Source organism: Butyrivibrio sp. AD3002, from assembly GCF_000420905.1.
Classification (GTDB): domain Bacteria; phylum Bacillota; class Clostridia; order Lachnospirales; family Lachnospiraceae; genus Butyrivibrio.
The window spans coordinates 68,378-88,936 of the sequence record NZ_ATVV01000006.1; the positions used below are offsets into that span (position 1 = coordinate 68,378).

Here is a 20,559-nt window from a genome sequence, read left to right on the forward strand (position 1 = left end):
GGAAAGGAGCCCGCATGATAAAGAAAATCAATTCCCCCTACAACAAGGGAGATATCCTCACGGTGAGGATTGAAGATATAGGAAACGACGGAGAGGGTATTGGCAAGGTTGACGGCTATACCCTTTTTGTAAAGGACGCAGTTATAGGCGATCTTGTAAAAGTTTCCATTATGAAAAGTAAGAAGAACTACGCCTATGCTCATCTTGATGAGATCCTCGAGCCATCAGAGTTTAGGATTAAGCCCCAGTGTCCTGTATCAAAGGCCTGCGGCGGGTGCCAGATTCAGAATCTAGCTTACAAAAAACAGCTCGAATTCAAAACCGAAAAAGTCAGAAACAATATCATAAGGCTGGGCGGTTTCGAGCCTGAGTTTATCGACTCAGTCATGGAACCGATCATCGGGATGGAGGAAGATAAGAAAGGACTTCCGGCTTATTTCAGATACAGAAACAAAGCTCAGTTCCCCATAGGAACGGACAAGAACGGGAAAACCATTGCCGGTTTTTATGCGGGAAGAACACACGCGATAATCCCTGTGGAGGACTGCCTTCTTGGAGTGGAGGAAAACCGCGAAATCTTGAGTATAGTCCTTGATCACATGGAGAAAAACCGCATCCCTGCCTATGAGGAAACTACCGGCAAGGGAGTTGTGCGCCATGTACTTATCAGGAAGGGCTTCACAAGTAAAGAAATCATGGTGTGCCTTGTTATTAAGTATGGTGGGAAAAATGGCACAAACGCAAAGATAAAGTCAGACAATCATTTTTCAAATGAAGAAAAAATCGAGTACATCAGAAATCAGGAAAAACTGATTGAGAAACTTCGCTCGGTAAATGGCGTTAAGAGCATAACTGTAAACATCAATAATGAAAAGACCAACGTAATTCTTGGCCGCGAAATCCATACCCTCTGGGGGGAGGATTCCATAAAAGACACACTCTGCGGTATAAAGTTTAGGATTTCACCGCTCTCTTTCTATCAGGTGAATCCGATTCAGACAGAGAAACTATATAACACGGCGGTCTCTTATGCCGGTCTTACAGGAAACGAGACAGTTTGGGATCTTTACTGCGGAATCGGAACAATCAGCCTGTCCATGGCGAAGAAAGCGGGCCATGTCTATGGTGTGGAAGTCATCCCGCAGGCTATAGAAAATGCCAAGGAGAATGCACGCTCCAATAATATAGAAAATGCTACATTTTATGTTGGAAAAGCAGAGGAAGTCCTTCCTGCTTTCTATGAAGGGAAAATACCGGCTGATAGGGAGAAGGCACTTCACCCCGATGTTATCGTTGTTGATCCGCCCCGCAAGGGCTGCGACAAAGACTGCCTTGATACCATGCTCAAGATGAGACCAGACCGCATCGTCTATGTCAGCTGTGACTCCGCCACTCTCGCCAGAGACCTCCAAATCCTTGTGGACGGTGGCTATGAACTAAAACATGTCCGCCCATGCGACATGTTCCCGAACACAGTGCATGTTGAGACTGTTGTTCTTCTGTCCCAACAAAAGCCTGATGATCATATCGAGATAGAAATTAATCTTGATGAGATTGATGCTACAAGTGCAGAGACAAAGGCTACGTATATGAAAATACAGAACTGGGTACAGGAAAAGTATGGTTTTCATGTCACAAATCTGAACATTGCTCAGGTGAAGCAGAAACATGGGATTATAGAAAGAGAGAATTACAATAAGCCAAAATCAGAAAACAGCAAGCAACCGGGATGCCCGGAAGAAAAGGTTAAAGCGATTGAAGAAGCTCTAAAACATTTTCAGATGATATAAATAAAAACTCGTGACTATCGGTATTTGGTGGTCACGAGTTTTTTTACGTACATTTTACCAATGTTGATAATAGATTTTACATGTATCTGCTAGCATTGCGCTAGGAGGTGCAGAGCATGTCTAAAATATGGAGTTTTGTAAATGACTTGAAGATCAAGAAGAATCATAAAATCACAATGTTTATTTGGCTTACAACAATACTATATGGATTAACTGGCGGTTTGATATGGGGATGATAAAGAAATTATTGCAAAATGGATTATTGCAACTTCCATAGGAGGATGTTCTAAATGAAGAAACAAACAAAATGCTATATCTACACCCGTGTTTCTACAGCAATTCAGGTTGACGGTTATAGCTTGGACGCCCAACGAGATAAGCTAACCAAATATGCTGAATATCAGGATATGGAAGTTGTAAAAGAGTTTTCTGATGCAGGCCACTCCGGCAAGAATATAAATGGTAGACCGGAGTTCTCAAGGATGCTTGAAGAAATCGCAAGTGGTGCGGATGGAATAAGCTACGTTCTCGTTTTTAAGTTGTCAAGATTTGGAAGAAATGCAGCTGATGTTCTCAGTTCATTACAGCTAATGCAGGATTATGGTGTTAATCTGATCTGTGTAGAAGATGGAATAGATAGTTCTAAGGAAGCAGGAAAGCTTATGATTTCAGTTCTATCGGCTGTCGCTGAAATTGAGCGAGAAAATATTCTTGTTCAAACAATGGAAGGACGAAGGCAGAAAGCAAGAGAAGGTCGCTGGAATGGTGGTTTTGCTCCCTACGGATATACGCTTGTTGACGGGGAACTCATAATTGCAGAAGATGAAGCTGAAATCATTCGTATTATTTTTGACAAGTATATTCATACCAATATGTGTGTAAATGGTGTGGCAGATTACCTAAACACGCATGGATATAAGAAGAAAAAGCGTCAGAATAATACACTTGATGCATTTGCAAGTTCTTTCATAAAGGGGGTGCTTGATAATCCTATTTATATGGGAAAGATGCCTTATGGCAGGCGCTCTAATGAGAAAATTCAAGGAACGCGAAATGAATATCATGTTGTAAAACAAGACGAATATGATTTATATGATGGAATTCATGAGGCTATTATTTCAGAGGATGACTTCAGACTTGCAGCTCAAAAACGTAAAGAAACTGGAGTAAAAAGAGAAAAGACGCATAGCCTTGAGCATGAACATATTTTATCGGGAATATTACGGTGCCCTGTTTGTCATGGCGCTATGTATTCTAATGTTAATCGTAAAAAGAAAGTTGACGGCACATACTATAAGGATTTCTTCTATTATGCATGTAAGCATAGGCTTAAAGTCGATGGTCATAACTGTAGCTACCATCATCAATGGGGGCAGGATAAAGTAAATGCTGCCGTAGAAGAGGTTATATATAAGCTCGTCAATAACCCAAAGTTTCAAGATGCTCTCAAAACTAAAGTGGGAGCAAAAACAGATACAGAAGAGTTGGAAAAAGAAAGAGAAATCTGTCGGACCAGACTTCGACAGACAATCGGTGCTAAGAATAAACTGGCTGAGCAGATGGACGCTCTTGATGTTAGTGACAGGTTCTATGACAGAAAATATGATGATATGCAGGAGCGCATGAATAAGCTATATGAGGAAATTGGTGCAATAGAAGATGAGATTGATACCATCTCCCTGAGAATCGAAAACATAAACAAGAAGCAGCTTTCCAAAGACTCTATCTATCGCATCCTTAAGAGCTTTGATAAAATATACGGTGAATTCACAGACGCAGAAAAGAAGCGCTTTATTAACTCTTTTGTAGAGCGTGTTGAAATCTTTGAAGAGGAACAGGAGGATGGTCGCTTCTTGAAGAGTATCAAATTTCGGTTCCCGGTATACTACAATGGGGCCGAGACACAGGAAGTGGATCTTTCTGATTCTGGTTGGGACTATCAAAGAAGCCTCGAGACAGTAGTCCTTTTGACTAGGACCGCAGGGACGACGTCGAAAGGCTAACGCTGTCCATGCGATAGCTGTCCACGATTGAAAAGTATTAGGAGGATGATTCCATGGATAAAATATGGGAAGAAATGTATAACGCAGCCAAGTCAGTACTTGGAGAAGTAACAATCTCCGATTATGTAACGGCAGGAGGAGTTTCTGCGGCGGTTCGTTCAAAATCCGGAAAAATATATACGGGCGTGTGCATCGACACATGCTCAACTCTTGGCATATGTGCTGAGAGAAATGCAATTTTCAATATGATCACCAATGGAGATTATGAGATCGACAGAGTCCTTTGCATCCCGCCCAATGAAGGGAAGGGAGCACCCTGCGGAGCTTGCAGGGAGCTTATGACTCAGCTCATGCCCGGAAAATATAAAGACATTGATATCATGATTGATTACTCAGCGGACAGAGTGATGAAGCTTGGTGAGCTGACACCGGAATGGTGGATTGACTAAGCTGTTAAAAATCCGGTTGAAAAAATATTTTTAATGAGTATACTTGTATACAAACGAAGGCGTTTTGAATCACACAGTGTTTCAAGGCGCCTTTTTTTCATAGGCAGATTTCTGTGGATGTCAGAAAATAGTATGGATTTAATTGTAAATGACACTTTAATGGTTTAAAATGGTAAAGAGTTCTTTAATTTTGTACTATTGTATCCAATAGTAGTTCCGCTTATGTAATTAAAAATTTAATTAGTGAGGAGGAATTAAAAATGGTAATGAAAAAGTTTCTTGCAATGGCAATGGCGGGAGTAATGGCGCTTGGTCTTGTTGCCTGCGGTTCATCTGGCGGTGGAGCAGCAAGCGGCGGAGGATCATCCTCAGGCGATACCATCAAGATCGGTATCTTCGAGCCTTCAACAGGTGACTCTGCTTCCGGCGGAAAGAAAGAGATTCTTGGGATGCAGTATGCAAACTCCGAGACTCCCACAGTTGAAGTAGGTGGAAAGACCTACAACATCGAGCTTGTAATAGCTGATAACGGATCATCGGCAGACAAGGCTCCTTCAGCAGCATCCGAACTGGTTGGTAAGGATGTATCTCTTGTTCTTGGATCCTATGGTTCAGGCGTTTCAATGGCGGGCGGACCTAAATTCGAGGAGGCAGGACTTGCCGCAATCGGCGTAACCTGCACAAACCCTAACGTAACAGCAGGAAATGATTACTACTTCAGAATTTGTTTCCTTGATAACTTCCAGGCAGACGTTCTTGCAAACTTTGCTATGGATAAGTTCTCAGCTAAGAAGGCATACTGCCTCGGTGAGAACGGAAACGAGTATGATCAGGGACTTATCGCATTCTTCAAGCAGGTATTTGAGGGAGCAGGCGGTGAGGTAATTGCCGATTCTTTCCCTACAAACAACTCTGACTTTACTTCATATCTGAACAAGGCAAAGAGCGAAGGTGCAGATGTAATCTTCACACCTGTATCAATCGCTTATGCAAAGCAGATCATGGAGCAGGCAGCTTCACTTGATATCGGAATTCCTTTCCTTGGATCCGATACACTTGATGACAACATGGTTCTTGAAGCAACCAAGGGCACAAACCTTCAGCTCTTCGTATCAACCTTCTATCAGGAGGGTGGTTCCGAGACCTTCGATAAAGGTATCAAGGATTACATTAACAATAACTCAAGTGCACTTACAGCAAACGGCGGAAACGACACAATTTCAGCAGTTACAGCAATGGGCTATGATGCATACTATGTAGCTCTTGAAGCTATCAAGGCAGCAGGCTCAGGCGACAAGGCAGCCATCAAATCAGCAATCCCCGGTGTTAAGTGGGACGGCGTATCAGGCTCCATCGCTTTTGATGATATTGGAGATGCAGTTCGTGACACAGCTTACATCAAGACTGCTGATACAGCTACAGGAACATGGGCATTCGAGAAAGTACAGACAGGTTCAGCATCAAAATAAAACACAATAAGTAAAAGGAAAATAGTTTTATGGAATACGTCATTTCAGTATTGCTCTCGGGAATATCGGTTGGCGGGCAATATGCTCTTATCGCAATCGGCTATACACTTGTATACGGAATACTTCGCCTCATCAACTTTGCTCACGGCGATGTATTCATGGTGGCAGGACTAATGGGAATATACTTCACGGCAACTTTGCCGATAGGAGAGTCACTGCCCCTGGTTATACTGCTTACGGTATTCTTAGGATTTACGATTGAGAGGGCTGCGTACAAGCCCCTTAGAGATGCGCCGAGAATGTCGGTTATGATCTCTGCGATAGGTGTGAGCTATCTTCTTCAAAATACCGCAACCTATGTTACCGGTGGACAGCCGATGACTTATCCCACAATACCGTTCTTATCTGACACGGTTAACGTTGCGGGAACCCAGACTAAATGGGTAGTTATAATAACACCATTCCTGGTACTCATCCTGGTTTATGCTCTTACACAACTCATAAACCGCACAAAGGTCGGAATGGCCATGAGAGCTGTCTCAAAAGATTTTGAAACTTCAAGACTCATGGGAATCAAGATAAATAACGTTATCTCCGCAACTTTCATAATCGGTTCCGCTCTTGCGGCAATCGGTTCCATACTGTTTTTCACAAACTATCCTGCAATTACGCCTACGGCCGGTGCAATGCCCGGCCTCAAGGCGTTTGTGGCGGCAGTTTTCGGAGGCATTGGTTCAATTCCCGGAGCTGTCATCGGAGCATTCCTTATCGGAATCTGTGAGACTATCATCAAGGGCCTTCCCTCAGCATGGGACGTCTCAGTGTTCTCCGATGCGTTCACCTTTGCACTCCTTATCATCATTCTAGTATTCAAACCGCAGGGACTCTTTGGAGAAGCTGCCACAGACAAGGTATAAATTATGAAACAGAAACAATCTAATCTTAAAGCATACATATTCATAGCAGTACTTCTGCTGCTCGTAATACTGCTGGAGAACATAAGCGCTATGATTCCGGGACTCCCGCAGGTATTCCAGCCCACCAGCCCGCTGTTTACGGTTTTGAAAAAAGCGGCCGTTTACTCACTGGTGGCAGTATCAATGAACCTTCTTAACGGATTTACAGGACTGTTCTCACTTGGACAGGCAGGCTTCATGCTCCTTGGTGCGTACACCTACGCAATACTTACAGTTCCTGCAGACCAGAAAGAGCAGGTTTACTACCTTTTCGGAGGCTGCGCATTAAAATTCTCTATAATTGACGGACTTGGTGCCATCTTCGGAACGACCGGAGCCGGCGGTGCGATCAGCATGATACTTGGCTGCTTCATATCACTTATCCTTGCGGGATGCGTTGCTGCATTCTTCGCATATCTTATAGGAATCCCGGTTCTCAGACTTAAGAGCGACTACCTCGCAATAGCTACACTTGGCTTTGCTGAGATACTTCGTGCAATATTCCAGTGGCAAAAGCTTGGAAGAATCACAAACGGAGCCAACATGATTAAGGGCTTCCCGACCTTCTCAAGCTTCAATATCACCGATGCTTCGGGGAACGTACTGGTCAGACTTTCAACATTTATCCCGTTCCTTATTTCATCCGTATGCATCGCAATCATAGTTCTTCTGATCCACAGCTCCTACGGACGCGCCTTTAAATCAATCCGCGACGACGAAGTTGCTGCAGAAGCTATGGGTATCAATCTTTTCAAACACAAAATGCTCTCGTTCGTCATCTCCAGCTTCTTTGCGGGAGTGGGCGGCGCGCTGTTTGCAATGTACGTTGCAAATGCACAGGCAAAAGCGTTTACCTCAGTAATGACTTACGAGATTCTTCTTATTGTAGTTATCGGCGGAATTGGTTCAGTAAGCGGAAGCATTCTCGCAACCTTCCTTTATGTTGCGTGCTCCGAGTGGTGGCTGAGATTCCTCGACAGCGAACAGTACATTGGCGGCTTCAAAGTGCCGCTTCTTAGAAACGGCTTCAGAATGGTGGTATTTTCCATAGTAATCATGGTAATAGTGCTGTTCTTCTCACAGGGCATAATGGGAAACAACGAGCTGAGCCTCAGCGGACTCATGAAAGTATTGTCCGGAAAAAGAGAAAGGAAACACTAGGATATGGGAAATGCTTTACGACTTGAAAATGTAACAATGCAGTTCGGAGGCGTTGTTTCGGTAAATAACCTGACGCTGGAAGTGCCGGAGCACAAGATAATCGCTCTCATCGGACCTAACGGAGCAGGAAAAACCACAGCATTTAACTGTATTACCGGAGTATATCAGCCTACGAACGGCCTTATAGAATTCATGGGAAAGCCCATGGTCAGAAATCATCCGACAGGAAAAGCGGCTAAGACCTATAAGGGTGAAAATGCCGACAAATATGCAAAGGAAGCAGTGCTTGCACCCACACCCGACCAGATAACCGGACTCGGAATCGCAAGAACTTTCCAGAACATCCGTCTCTGGAAGAGCATGACAGTTTTCGACAACGTGCTCATAGCGAAGCACCAGCATGCAAAGCAGAACGTATTCTCCGCAATTTTCAGGGGAAATCTCGCAGAAGAAAAGCGCATGAGAGAAGAGACCATGGAACTGTTGGTGGAGCAGGGACTTGATGCTTACAAGGACGAGCTTGCAGTGAGCCTTCCTTACGGACTTCAGAGACGTCTTGAGATAGCAAGAGCGCTTGCCACAAAACCGAAGCTCCTTCTTCTGGATGAGCCTGCAGCGGGCATGAATCCGCAGGAGACTAACGAACTGGCTGATTTTGTGCGTCAGATCCGTGATAAATACGACCTGACAGTATTTCTTATCGAGCACCATATGGACCTCGTTATGAATATTTCGGATTACATCTATGTTATCGATTTCGGCAGCGAGATCGCGCAGGGTGTACCCGAGGAGGTTCAGAAGAATCAGCGCGTAATAGAGGCATATCTGGGAGTTGCAGACGAGGACGAGAAATGAGTGAAAAAGTTTTACAGATAGATAATTTGCAGGTAAGCTATGGGGGCATCGAGGCTGTTCGAGGTATCAGCTTTGATGTAAATGAAGGTGAGATAGTTACACTTATCGGCGCGAACGGCGCAGGTAAGAGCTCAACACTTCGAACCATATCGGGACTTGTTAAACCCAAGGGCGGAAATATAGTTTTTGAAGGTGATGACATCACCGGAAAGGATCCGACAAGCATCGTATCAAAGGGCATCATGATGGTACCTGAGGGACGAAGGATTTTCCCCAACCTTACTGTTTTAGAGAATTTAAAAATCGGGGCTTATCTTAGAAAAGATGACCTCGAGGAGGATATCGAGAGAGTTTACGGATTTTTCCCGAGACTTAAGGAGCGCTCCTGGCAGGAAGGCGGTACGCTTTCAGGAGGAGAGCAGCAGATGCTTGCTGTAGGAAGAGCCCTTATGGGTAAGCCCAAGCTCCTTATGATGGATGAGCCATCCCTGGGACTTGCACCAATCGTAGTGCAGGAGATTTTCGAGATCATCCGCCAGATACATGAGGCCGGAACAACAGTCCTGCTAATCGAGCAGAACGCTAACATGGCTCTCCACGTTGCAGACAGAGCCTACGTCATAGAAAACGGTAAAATTTCCATGGAAGGTACCGGAACCGAGCTCCTGGAAGATGAAAAGGTACGCGCAGCATACCTTGGCAGCGCTTAACTAATCTGCTACAATTCTTCGTATGGGGACACAGGAAAAAACTGATAAAACATCAGACCAACTTAATAATCAAAAGTATTTACTTATAACAACTGTGCTCTTTACCATAATGACTCTTGTGGTAGGAGCACTTGTTTTTCGCTTTTATCTGGAAGATTACAGGAAATCTTCGGATGCAGAAGAGTATGATAAATACTATGTCATGATCACCGACAACTACAAGAGCGACTTCTGGCAGGCGATTTATAAAGGCGCTTTTGACGCAGCGAAGAGACAGAATATTTATGTGGATTTGCTTGGCCAGAACATCCAGGGACAGTACACCTGCGAGCAGCTTATGAAAATTGCCATCGCATCCAGGGTTGACGGAATCATCGTCTTTGCCAGTGAAAATGAGGAGATGACACAGCTCATTAACGAAGCAAATGAGAAGAAGATTCCGGTAGTCACGCTCTACAGTGACAGCACGCACTCGGACAGACTCAGCTTCGTTGGTGTCGGCAGTTACAACATCGGACGAGAGTATGGCAGACAGATTTTCAATCTTATTAAGGAAAAAAGAAGTGACGATTTTGCCAATTCTCAGGCCGCAATAAGGCGCACTACCACGGACGTAGCGGTGCTTGTTAATACGGATACCAGGGATTCGGGTCAGAACATCATCATCTCTGCGCTTCAGGAGACACTTGAGCAGGAGAACGCCACAGACTCCGAGTTTTCAATATCCCTCGTACCGGTGGACAACAAAAACATATTCTCGGTCGAGGAGTCTATTCGTGATATTTTCATGAATGATGACATCCCGGACGTTATCGTGTGCCTGAACGAGCTGAACACAGTCTGCGCATATCAGGCGGTTGTCGACTTTAACAAGGTTGGAGACGTGAATATTCTGGGATATTACAACTCGGAAGAAATCATGACTGCGATTTCCAAGAATATCGTCTACGCCACAATTTCCATAGATACAGAGCAGATGGGAAGATACTGCATCGATGCGTTGTCGGATTACTACCACTTCGGCAATACCAGCCAGTATTTCACCGCTGACGTAACCCTCATCAACAATCAGAATGTTGATGCATTCATGAAGAGGGAGAAAAGCGATGAATAAATTCTATAACCTCCCCCTGCAGAAAAAAATCGTCAGCATTTACATGCTTGCAAACTTCCTGATTTTTATAGTAAACATCTTCCTGATCTTTGGCATCAACAGCATGTCCAAGGAGATGGAGATGGTCTACCAGGACAACAGACAGCTGAATGAGCTGAATGAGGCGCTGACCGGAGTTCAGGACAGCATGACCGGATATCTGAGTTCTAAGACCACGGACTCTCTGGAAAATTACTACCGAAATGCACAGACTCTGCAGACACTTTCGGAAGAGCTTGGCGGAAAAGTGACAGACCTTTCCTTTAGCAGAATGAGGCGCAACATCAAAAACATGACCGAGAACTATCTTGATCAGGTGTCTCAGACAATCGAAGCAAAGCGTGGACGAAATGTAGAAAAATACAGAAACTTCTATGAAAAATCCACCGAGCTTTACGATTATATAAGTGCGTATATTGAAAGTCTGAACAACGAACAGTTTATCAGTAACTCAGAAAACTACACCGAGCTGACCGCGGCGTTCAGAACCTTCGAGAGACTTAGCGTCCTGGTACTGTCGCTGGTGATGATGGGAAATATCATAAGTATCACCATCATCGTCGGAATGATGATAAGACCTCTCAAGAAGCTTGCCGCTTCCGCAAACGAAGTGGCGGCCGGAAATTTTGACACCAAGCTTCCCGAGACTCCATATCACGACGAAATCGGTATAGTTACAGATGCCTTCGGACAGATGGTCATCAGTATCAAGGAGTACATCATAAGGCTCCGCGACAGTATGGAAAATGAGCGAAAGATGCAGGAAAAAGAGCTCACCATGGAAGCACATCTTAAGGATGCACAGCTAAAATACCTGCAGGCTCAGATCAATCCGCACTTTTTGTTTAACACCTTAAATGCCGGTGCCCAGCTCGCAATGATGGAGGGCGCTGACAGAACCTACGAATATGTCCAGACAGTTGCCGACTTTTTCAGATATAATGTTAAAAACCACGGCACGGAGGTTACCGTAAAAGAAGAGGTAACCCTGGTTGATAACTACATACAAATCCTGAATGTTCGATTTTCGGGAGACATAAAATACAACAAGCAGATCGATGAGAGACTTCTCGGAATTCACATGCCGAATATGATACTGCAGCCGATTGTTGAAAATGCGGTAAACCATGGCATCCGGGAAATGGGGGACAAGGGCGTGATAAGCCTTCGCGTCTACCGCGAGGACGACAATGCCTGCATAAGCATAGCCGATAACGGAAAGGGAATCGAACCTGAGGACATCGACAAAATACTCAGCGGAAGCTGGCACAGAAAAGAGCATCAGTACGACAACAACGGAATCGGCATGGATAACGTAATATCCAGACTTCGCATCTTCACGGAAAATGACGACGCTTTTTCCATTAAAAGTGAGGGGAAGGACAAGGGCTGCGAGGTAATCATAAGACTACCATTAGAGAAGGTATAAAACATGTACAGAATCATGCTTGCTGACGATGAGGGTATCGTCATTGATTCAATGAAATTCATAATTGAGAAGGAATTCGGCGCAGACTGTGACATCGAGTTTGCCAAGACCGGACGCAGCGTCATAGAGCTTGCGGAGCGCTTCAGGCCAGACATCGCCGTGATGGACATCCATATGCCCGGAATCAACGGCATCGAAGCTATGAAGGAAATCAAGAAATTTTCCGCAAACACAATTTTTATCATCATGACTGCGTACGACAAGTTTGACTATGCGAAAGAGGCCATAAAGCTTGGCGTTCTCGACTACATCAACAAACCCGTTGATAGGATGAAAGTCATCGAAGTTTTGAAAAAAGCGATGGCACAGATAGATCGTGAGCGCGAAAAGAGAAGCAACGATCTTCTTATTAAAGAAAAGCTCGAGACGGTCGAGCCCATCATCGAGAACGGGCTTATTTACGACATTCTGCTCCAGGAGCACTTTGACGAGGATATCGACAGCTATAAGACGATACTTGGAATTGATGAGAACTACGGATATATGCTTGCAATTGTCTGCGGTGACTCCCAGGAGGGAAACCACATGACAAACGCAATCGGAAGTTCCGTAAAGCTCTCCGGAAAATATCAGGAAATCAGAGACTGCGTAAAGGAATTTTTTGACTGCAAAATCGGAAACGTAATGGCCAATAAAATCGCAGTGCTGGTGCCGCATCCGGATAATAAACTCGAGTATGCTGAGAGAACAGAGGCGGTGGATAAGGCGAGGGACCTTGCAAGGTATCTCAGGAAGAAAACTGACATCAAGTTCCGCGTTGGAATAGGAAAAGTAAAGCCTCTGCGTGAACTCGGCGACTCCTATCACGAAGCTCTGAACGCTCTTATTGCGACCACAGGAACTGTCGCCCATGCCGATGATCTTCCTATCAGCTGCGACTATGACGAGGGATATCCCATTGATCTTGAAAAGCAGCTGTTTGAAGCTGTTTCCAAGGGAGCCGTGGATGAGGCAGTCGTTATAGCCAACAAATATGCGGACTGGATGAGCCAGGCGGTTGTAAACGGCGACGTCATGGCCATGAGACTAAAGGTCCTGGAATTTTCATTATATGCGGAACGACTCATGTACTTAAATGGTGGACAGACCTACCATTATCAGGGAAGAAATAACTACCTTCCGGAGATCATGGCTCTGGAGACACCGCAGCAACTGCGGGAATGGTTTGTTGATAAGATTTCCTCCGCCTGCAAGAATGTATTAATTAAAAAAGAGGAAAAGTCCAACGACGCGATACAAACCGCAAAGCGTTACATCGAGGACAACTACGCTAAGGACATCTCCCTTGATGATGTTTCAAGAATAGTAAATATCTCGCCCTATTACTTCAGTAAGATTTTCAAGGACGAGAGTGGGTATAACTTTATTGAATATCTGACAAACGTCAGAATGGAGAGGGCCAAGGAGCTTCTGGACAATTCCGATATGTCCATGAAGGAAATTTGTGCGATGTGCGGATACACAGACCCCAACTACTTTAGCAGAAGCTTTAAGAAAAATGTGGGAGTTACTCCTACGGAATATAAGGATGGTAAGACTCCGGTAAGAAACTGATGGCCGGGAAGACTGATTATGAAGACTACAAGATTATCTACTATATTAAGAAGAAGCTGTGCGGTGCTGCTTACGATGTGCCTTCTTGCCTGCACACTCTGTGGGTGTACCGGAGAAGAGTCCGGCGGAAACGTTACCAAGAAAAAGGACAACAATAAAATACAGATCGGAATGACCTTCGATTCCTTCGTAATCGAGAGGTGGCAGAGAGACCGTGATGTATTCGTTTCGATGGCGAAGGAACTTGGCGCCGAGGTTAACATCCAGAATGCCAACGGCGACATCTCGGAGCAGAAAAAACAGATTGAATATTTTATAAAGAAGGGAATGGACGTAATCGTTATCGTATGCATAGATTCCATGGCTGTAAAGGCTAACATCCAGAAGGCCAAAGAGTCCGGAATCAAGGTAATTGCCTACGACAGACTGATCAGTGATTCCAATGTCGATTTTTATATATCCTTCGATAATGAAAAGGTCGGGCAGATGATGGGACAAGCGCTTGTTGACCAAGGCCTTACCGATGGAAAGGTCCTCATGGTATGCGGCCCTCACAGCGACAACAACGTTCCGATGGTTGGCAAGGGCTTCAAGGAAATCATGCAGGAGAACGGAAACGAAATCATCGACACCTTCTATGCAGACGGCTGGAAAGCAGAGCTTGCAACCGATTACATGGAGAAAAACATGTCGAGTGTCATAGAGTGCGATGCGATAATGTGCGGCAACGACGACCTTGCAAGCAGGGTGGTTACAGCACTTTCGGAGAAGAGACTTGCCGGTAAGAAGCTGGTTGTAGGACAGGATGCGGACCTCGAAGCATGCCAGAGAATCGTTGAAGGAACCCAGCTCATGACAGTGTACAAGCCCATTGAGAAACTCGCTCAGGCAGCAGCCGAGATAGCGGTAAAGATGGCTAAGGGTGAGGAAGTTACCACCCAGAGCGGACAGATTAGCACAATTTCGGACGGAACCTATGAGATTCCGTGTGTGAAAATAGACCCTGTGAGCGTCACGGCGGAGAACATGGATGAAGTCATAATTAAGAGTGGCTTCCACCTCAAGGAAGACGTGTACTTAAACGTTCACGAATAGCACAAATTAAAAATGTGAGACCCGTATAGCAAAAAAATGCTAGACGGGTCTTTTTGTGCGCCTTTTTAATTATAAAAATTTGAAGAACATCGTAAATCATTGCTATTCCTTTTATGTTAGAGTAATACTCGTAAACGACGGGGAACAAATCCCCGCAAGATAATTTCTCAATAGGGAGGGAAACAAAAATGAAGAGAAAACTTGTTAGTACTTTTCTTTCAGTAGCAATGGCTGCATCACTGCTTGTTGGATGCGGCGGCGGAAACACATCTGCTCCTGCTACTACTGACACAGCTACAGAGACTGAGGCTCCTGCAGCAGAGGAGACCACAGAGGCTGAGGCTCCTGCAGAAGAGGCAACTGAAGAAGCAGCTGCTGATACAACTGCAGCAGGCGGCGGCAAGGTTGGCGTTGCAATGCCTACAAAGGATCTCCAGAGATGGAACCAGGACGGCGCAAACATGGAAGCTCAGCTCAAGGACGCTGGCTATGAAGTAGACCTTCAGTATGCTTCAAACGACATCGCAACTCAGGTTTCTCAGATCGAGAACATGATCAGCTCAGGCGCACAGGTTCTGGTTATCGCATCTATCGATGGTGATTCACTTGGAACAGTTCTTGCACAGGCTAAGGAAGCAAACATTCCTGTTATCGCTTATGACCGTCTTATCATGAACTCAGACGCTGTTAGCTACTATGCAACATTCGATAACTACATGGTAGGTACAAAGCAGGGTGAGTACATCAGAGATCAGCTTGATCTTGAAAACGCTGATGGTCCTTTCAACCTTGAGATCTTCACAGGAGATCCCGGTGACAACAACGCTAAGTTCTTCTACAACGGTGCTATAGACGTTCTTAAGCCTTTCATCGACGAGGGTAAGCTCGTTGTTAAGTCTGGTCAGGTTGACTTCGATAACGTTGCAACAGCTAACTGGGCAACAGAGACAGCACAGTCCAGAATGGATGCTATCATCTCTGCTAACTATGCAGATGGCACAAAGCTTGACGCAGTTCTTTGCTCTAACGACTCTACAGCACTCGGTGTTACAAACTCACTCGAGGCTAACTACACAGGCGATTGGCCGATCATCACTGGTCAGGACTGTGACGTAGCAAACGTTAAGAACATGATCGCTGGTAAGCAGTCAATGTCTATCTTCAAGGATACTCGTGACCTCGCAGCTAAGACAGTTGAGATGGTTGACGCTATCATGAAGGGCACAGAAGCACCTGTTAACGATACAAAGACATACGACAACGGCACAGGAGTTATTCCTTCATACCTTTGCGAGCCTGTATTTGCAGACGTTAACAACTACAAAGAGCTTCTTATCGACTCTGGTTACTACACAGAGGACGACCTCAAGTAATTTGAACTGAATTATCTTTCGGGCGGGTTCGAACAGGACCCGCCCAAATATTGAGAAATTCACTGGCGAGCAGTTTTAGTCCGGTGAACTACTTATGTAATAAGCAAGGCAACAAACAATAGAAGAATGGAATTAGGGTGTTTTTAACAATGAAGAATATAATTTGGAAAAGGAGGGGTTAACTTGGCGAAGATATTACTGGAAATGAAAAATATCACCAAAACCTTCCCCGGTGTGAAAGCCCTGGACAATGTAAATCTCCAGGTTGAAGAAGGCGAAATTCACGCACTGGTAGGTGAAAATGGAGCAGGAAAATCTACACTGATGAATGTTCTTAGTGGCATATATCCGTACGGAACCTACGAGGGCGATATTATATATGACGGAAATGTGTGCCAGTTTAACGACATTAAGGACAGTGAAGGAAAAGGAATAGTTATTATCCATCAGGAGCTTGCACTTATTCCTTACATGACAATTGCGGAGAACATGTTCCTCGGAAACGAGAGAGGAACTAAGTTCAAGATCAACTGGAATGAGACCAGCGATCTTGCACGCAAATATCTTGATATCGTTGGATTACCGGATAGCGCACAGACACAGATTAAGGATATAGGTGTTGGTAAACAGCAGCTTGTTGAGATTGCAAAAGCACTTTCAAAGAATGCAAGACTTCTTATTCTCGACGAGCCTACATCATCACTTAATGAGACAGATTCCAAGGCTCTGCTTGATCTTATGCTTAAGCTCAAGAAGGAGCAGGGACTTACATCAATCATCATCTCACATAAGCTCAACGAGGTATCTTACGTTGCAGACAAGATCACGGTTATCCGTGACGGTTCTACAATCGAGACACTGACTAAGGGCGTTGATGACTTCTCAGAAGACAGAATCATCAAGGGCATGGTTGGTCGTGAAATAGCAGACCGTTTCCCGAAGAGAGAACACCATGTCGGCGACGAAGTCATGATGGAAGTAAAGAACTGGAATGTTTACCATCCTTTATATAGCGATAGAAAAGTTGTTAAAGATGTCAGCATTCACGTTAAGAAGGGTGAAGTACTCGGCATATCAGGACTCATGGGTGCAGGCCGTACCGAGCTTGCAATGAGCCTATTCGGAAAGAGTTATGGAGACAACATCTCCGGACAGCTTTTCATAAAAGGACAGGAAGTTCACCTCAATACAGTACAGGATGCAATAAAGCACAAGCTTGCATATGTTACTGAGGACAGAAAGGGTAACGGACTTATCCTGACAAACCCGATCAAGATTAACACAACACTTGCTAATCTCGATGCGGTAAGTAAGAAGACAGTAATTGATAAAGATAAGGAATACAGTGTAGCAGTAGACTACAAGGAGAAGCTTAAGACTAAGGCTCCTTCAGTAGAACAGAACGTAGGAAACCTCTCCGGTGGTAACCAGCAGAAGGTACTTCTTGCAAAGTGGATGTTCGCAGACCCTGATATTCTTATACTCGATGAGCCTACAAGAGGTATCGACGTAGGTGCTAAATACGAAATCTACTGCATCATCAACCAGCTGGTAGCTGAGGGCAAATCAGTAATCATGATTTCTTCAGAGCTTCCCGAGATCCTTGGTATGTGTGACAGAATTTATGTCATGAACGAAGGCAGAATGGTAGGAGAGCTTGATGGAAAAGAAGCTACTCAGGAAAAGATTATGGCTAAGATTTTACAGTCATCCGGAAATAAGGAGGTTAAATAATGAATAAGGACCAGGTTCTTGGCTTTTTAAAGAAAAATACTATGATCATCGTACTCATCATAGTAGTTGCATTCTTCTCATGGAGAACAGGCGGAGCAATTCTGCTTCCCATGAACGTTAGTAACTTGATTTCACAGAACGCTTACGTGTTCGTACTTGCAACAGGTATGCTCCTGTGTATCTTAACCGGTGGTAACATCGATCTTTCAGTTGGATCGGTTGTCTGCTTCGTAGGTGCGGTTGGTGCGACTCTCATGGTTAACATGAACATCCCGATCCCGCTTGCAATTCTTATCATGATTGCTCTTGGTACAGCAATCGGTGCTTTCCAGGGATTCTGGATCGCATTTGTTAGAATTCCTCCTTTCATCGTAACACTTGCAGGAATGCTTGTTTTCAGAGGACTTTCAAACGTAGTACTTAACGGACTTACAGTTTCCATCAAGGATAAGACAACATTCGTTAACCTCTTCGGTGGCGGTGCTGACTGCTATATCCACGACATCTTCGGAAACGGAACACTTAACCTTACATGTCTCTTTGGCGGACTTGTTGCAACAGCAGTATTCATCGTTCTTCAGGTTTCATCACGTATTCAGAGATCCAAGAAGAACTATGACGTAGAGCACTTCGGAGCATTCGTTGGAAAGCTTGTTGTTATCTCAGCTGTAATCGTTCTCTTCGCTTACAAGCTTGCACAGCACAAGGGTATTCCTACAGTTCTCATCTGGGTTCTCATCGTAGTACTTGTTTATGGTTACATCACAAACAACACAACTGTTGGACGTTACTTCTACGCAGTAGGTGGTAACGAGAAGGCTACAAAGCTTTCAGGTATCAATACAAACAGAGTTTACTTCCTTGCATACACAAACATGGGATTCCTTGCAGCACTTGCAGGAATGATCACAATAGCTCGTCTTACATCAGCTCAGCCTACATACGGCCAGAACTACGAGATGGACGCTATCGGATCCTGCTTCATCGGTGGTGCATCTGCATACGGCGGAATTGGTACTGTTCCCGGAGTTATCGTCGGTGCGGTTCTTATGGGTGTTATCAACCTTGGTATGTCACTTATGGGTGTTGATGCCAACATGCAGAAGGTGGTTAAGGGTGTCGTTCTTCTTGCAGCCGTTATCTTCGACGTTGTATCAAAGCGTGGCGGTAAGATGATCGTTAAGAACTGATTTTGATATTGGAAAATGCCCGATTTTTCAAATAAATGAAATGAATTTCAAGGCCTCTCCCTTTAAACGGGGAGAGGCTTGTTTATGATTATTTAACTATTTCTCGTTAAAAAGTATGGTAAAATAATCATAACTACGAGGATAGGAGGTATCCTGATGAATCCGGCATGCAGCACATATGATAAGTACAAGATTATAGCTGAATCTGTTGAGAATCCGTGTGCAATTTTGGCAGTTACAAGAGACGAGGATGGAACTGCAAAGGATGTCCAGATTTTTGCTGCTAATGATAAGTTCAGCATGACCGGAGAAAACGTGGAGGGAGATTCCTATACCAAATATCTTCCCAAGGAGCCTGAATTTGAAAATATGTGCATCAAGGCTGCTTTTGAGGGAGAAAAATTCCATAATTATGTAGATACCACAAAGTCCCTGGGAGTCTGGACAGACAATATAATTCTACCGCTAAAGCAGGAGGAGGACGGAAGCGTTGGATATTGCCAGTATATCTATGAGCTTACAAAGGAAATGGATGCCGGCAAGTTTTCATCTCTGTCGCCGATAATTGCGGGATTTGTGATAAAGAGCTGCCTTGAGCTTCGTACGGATCACGATTTTAAGACCAATCTGGGACAGGTAATTAAGGATATTCGCGAGTTTACGGATGCTTCTTCCGCATGCGTAATTTCCCTGAATAAAGAAAAGAAAAAGGCTGAGATAATCAGTCAGGACCATAAGGAAGGAATTCTTTGGGCTGCGCAGATTTACATGAAGGTTCCTTATGACATAGCGGAATCCTGGGGTGAGATCGTCGGTGAGAGTGACTGCTTTATCATGAGAAATAAAGCGGAGATAGAAAGAATCGAAGAGATTGCTCCCGGGTGGGCGAAGGCTTTAAAGAGCGAAAACGCTGAAAGTCTCTGCCTTGTGCCTTTAAAGCAAAGGCTTGAGACCGTGGGATATATTCTTCTTACAAACTTTAACGTTGATAATGCAAACATGATAAAGGATACGCTGGAGATTCTCTCGGTTTTCCTGTCATCGGAGATGGCTAACAGCCAGTTCTTAAAGCGCCTTGAGTGGCTGACAAGCGTTGATATGCTCACGGGCGTACGAAACAGAGCGGCTATGAATCGCACAGTGGACGAATTTGCCGAGCTCCTTAAGTGGAAAAAAGAGCCCTTTGGCGTTGCATTTTGCATGATGAACGGCCTTCAGTATCTGAATGAGAAAAACGGACATGACGCCGGAAATCAGGCTCTTGAAAAAGCTGGCCAGATACTCAGAGAGACCTTCGATGAAACAGAGGTCTTCAGATCAAGCGGCGAGGAATTTTCCATTGTCTGCGAGAACATAGATAAGACTGAATTTACAGAAAAAATTGAGAAGCTGCGTGAGAGATGCAGCGATCCGGATGGCGTCTATTTTGCCATTGGCTATGAGTATGACGACACCGAGGGAGATATCAGACGCTCTCTCCGCCATGCGAATAAACAGATGCTTCGCGAGAAGGAAGCATTTTACGAGAAATATCCGGAGAAGAAGTATTGAACAATATGAAGCCTTCCCCTTGGGGGG

Annotated in this window: 16 protein-coding genes; all 16 read left to right on the forward strand. The window is 44.5% G+C overall.

Translation table 11 applies throughout. The annotated features are described in order from the left end of the window. Positions 1–14 precede the first annotated feature (14 nt). The 16 genes from rlmD to G596_RS0106345 all read left to right on the forward strand — a co-directional run bounded on the left by rlmD (position 15) and on the right by G596_RS0106345 (position 20,532). A complete protein-coding gene (gene rlmD / locus G596_RS0106265; RefSeq protein WP_044928094.1) occupies positions 15–1,790 on the forward strand; it encodes a 23S rRNA (uracil(1939)-C(5))-methyltransferase RlmD in 1,776 nt (591 codons plus the stop codon). A gap of 290 nt (positions 1,791–2,080) precedes the next feature. Further along, a complete protein-coding gene (locus G596_RS0106275) occupies positions 2,081–3,793 on the forward strand; it encodes a recombinase family protein (protein ID WP_022760987.1) in 1,713 nt (570 codons plus the stop codon). Between the two features lie 53 nt (positions 3,794–3,846). Next, entirely contained in the window at positions 3,847–4,242 is a 396-nt protein-coding gene (locus tag G596_RS0106280) for a cytidine deaminase family protein (protein ID WP_022760988.1), read from the forward strand. Between the two features lie 260 nt (positions 4,243–4,502). Continuing rightward, entirely contained in the window at positions 4,503–5,711 is a 1,209-nt protein-coding gene (locus G596_RS21230) for an ABC transporter substrate-binding protein (protein WP_022760989.1), read from the forward strand. 29 nt (positions 5,712–5,740) lie between these two features. Continuing rightward, complete coding sequence (locus G596_RS0106290) at positions 5,741–6,628, forward strand: branched-chain amino acid ABC transporter permease (protein WP_022760990.1); 888 nt, start codon at positions 5,741–5,743, stop codon at positions 6,626–6,628. Between the two features lie 3 nt (positions 6,629–6,631). Next, positions 6,632–7,828, forward strand: coding sequence for a branched-chain amino acid ABC transporter permease (locus tag G596_RS0106295; RefSeq protein ID WP_022760991.1), 1,197 nt, complete (start codon positions 6,632–6,634; stop codon positions 7,826–7,828). A gap of 3 nt (positions 7,829–7,831) precedes the next feature. Beyond that, a complete protein-coding gene (locus G596_RS0106300; protein ID WP_022760992.1) occupies positions 7,832–8,683 on the forward strand; it encodes an ABC transporter ATP-binding protein in 852 nt (283 codons plus the stop codon). Further along, positions 8,680–9,393 carry an ABC transporter ATP-binding protein gene (locus G596_RS0106305; protein WP_022760993.1) on the forward strand — a complete coding sequence of 238 codons (714 nt, stop codon included), beginning with the start codon at positions 8,680–8,682 and terminating at the stop codon, positions 9,391–9,393. Before G596_RS0106300 ends, G596_RS0106305 begins: the two co-directional genes overlap by 4 nt. 22 nt (positions 9,394–9,415) lie before the next feature. Then, entirely contained in the window at positions 9,416–10,507 is a 1,092-nt protein-coding gene (locus tag G596_RS0106310; RefSeq protein WP_022760994.1) for a substrate-binding domain-containing protein, read from the forward strand. Continuing rightward, the gene (locus G596_RS0106315; RefSeq protein ID WP_022760995.1) at positions 10,500–11,975 is read left to right on the forward strand and encodes a histidine kinase; all 1,476 of its coding nucleotides are present in this window, start codon (positions 10,500–10,502) and stop codon (positions 11,973–11,975) included. The genes G596_RS0106310 and G596_RS0106315 overlap by 8 nt, the downstream gene beginning before the upstream one ends. 3 nt (positions 11,976–11,978) lie before the next feature. Next, positions 11,979–13,589, forward strand: coding sequence for a helix-turn-helix domain-containing protein (locus G596_RS0106320; RefSeq protein WP_022760996.1), 1,611 nt, complete (start codon positions 11,979–11,981; stop codon positions 13,587–13,589). A gap of 18 nt (positions 13,590–13,607) precedes the next feature. After that, positions 13,608–14,684: a sugar ABC transporter substrate-binding protein gene (locus tag G596_RS0106325; protein WP_022760997.1), complete on the forward strand. Its 1,077-nt coding sequence runs from the start codon at positions 13,608–13,610 to the stop codon at positions 14,682–14,684. 188 nt (positions 14,685–14,872) lie between these two features. Beyond that, positions 14,873–16,057 (forward strand): multiple monosaccharide ABC transporter substrate-binding protein, encoded by a 1,185-nt coding sequence (chvE, locus tag G596_RS0106330; protein WP_022760998.1) that lies wholly within the window; start codon positions 14,873–14,875, stop codon positions 16,055–16,057. 183 nt (positions 16,058–16,240) lie between these two features. Beyond that, positions 16,241–17,791 carry a multiple monosaccharide ABC transporter ATP-binding protein gene (mmsA, locus tag G596_RS0106335; protein ID WP_022760999.1) on the forward strand — a complete coding sequence of 517 codons (1,551 nt, stop codon included), beginning with the start codon at positions 16,241–16,243 and terminating at the stop codon, positions 17,789–17,791. Further along, complete coding sequence (gene mmsB / locus G596_RS0106340) at positions 17,788–18,981, forward strand: multiple monosaccharide ABC transporter permease (RefSeq protein WP_044928065.1); 1,194 nt, start codon at positions 17,788–17,790, stop codon at positions 18,979–18,981. The genes mmsA and mmsB overlap by 4 nt, the downstream gene beginning before the upstream one ends. A 156-nt stretch (positions 18,982–19,137) precedes the next feature. Further along, a complete protein-coding gene (locus tag G596_RS0106345) occupies positions 19,138–20,532 on the forward strand; it encodes a GGDEF domain-containing protein (protein WP_022761001.1) in 1,395 nt (464 codons plus the stop codon). Positions 20,533–20,559 lie beyond the last annotated feature (27 nt).

Coding starts and splice junctions, on each gene's coding strand:
- G596_RS0106320 (WP_022760996.1), top strand. CDS start 11,979: ATGTACAGAATCATGCTTGCTGACGATGAGGGTATCGTCATTGATTCA.
- G596_RS0106295 (WP_022760991.1), top strand. CDS start 6,632: ATGAAACAGAAACAATCTAATCTTAAAGCATACATATTCATAGCAGTA.
- G596_RS0106310 (WP_022760994.1), top strand. CDS start 9,416: ATGGGGACACAGGAAAAAACTGATAAAACATCAGACCAACTTAATAAT.
- G596_RS0106300 (WP_022760992.1), top strand. CDS start 7,832: ATGGGAAATGCTTTACGACTTGAAAATGTAACAATGCAGTTCGGAGGC.
- rlmD (WP_044928094.1), top strand. CDS start 15: ATGATAAAGAAAATCAATTCCCCCTACAACAAGGGAGATATCCTCACG.
- G596_RS0106290 (WP_022760990.1), top strand. CDS start 5,741: ATGGAATACGTCATTTCAGTATTGCTCTCGGGAATATCGGTTGGCGGG.
- G596_RS0106315 (WP_022760995.1), top strand. CDS start 10,500: ATGAATAAATTCTATAACCTCCCCCTGCAGAAAAAAATCGTCAGCATT.
- G596_RS0106345 (WP_022761001.1), top strand. CDS start 19,138: ATGAATCCGGCATGCAGCACATATGATAAGTACAAGATTATAGCTGAA.
- G596_RS0106305 (WP_022760993.1), top strand. CDS start 8,680: ATGAGTGAAAAAGTTTTACAGATAGATAATTTGCAGGTAAGCTATGGG.
- chvE (WP_022760998.1), top strand. CDS start 14,873: ATGAAGAGAAAACTTGTTAGTACTTTTCTTTCAGTAGCAATGGCTGCA.
- G596_RS21230 (WP_022760989.1), top strand. CDS start 4,503: ATGGTAATGAAAAAGTTTCTTGCAATGGCAATGGCGGGAGTAATGGCG.
- G596_RS0106325 (WP_022760997.1), top strand. CDS start 13,608: ATGAAGACTACAAGATTATCTACTATATTAAGAAGAAGCTGTGCGGTG.
- G596_RS0106280 (WP_022760988.1), top strand. CDS start 3,847: ATGGATAAAATATGGGAAGAAATGTATAACGCAGCCAAGTCAGTACTT.
- G596_RS0106275 (WP_022760987.1), top strand. CDS start 2,081: ATGAAGAAACAAACAAAATGCTATATCTACACCCGTGTTTCTACAGCA.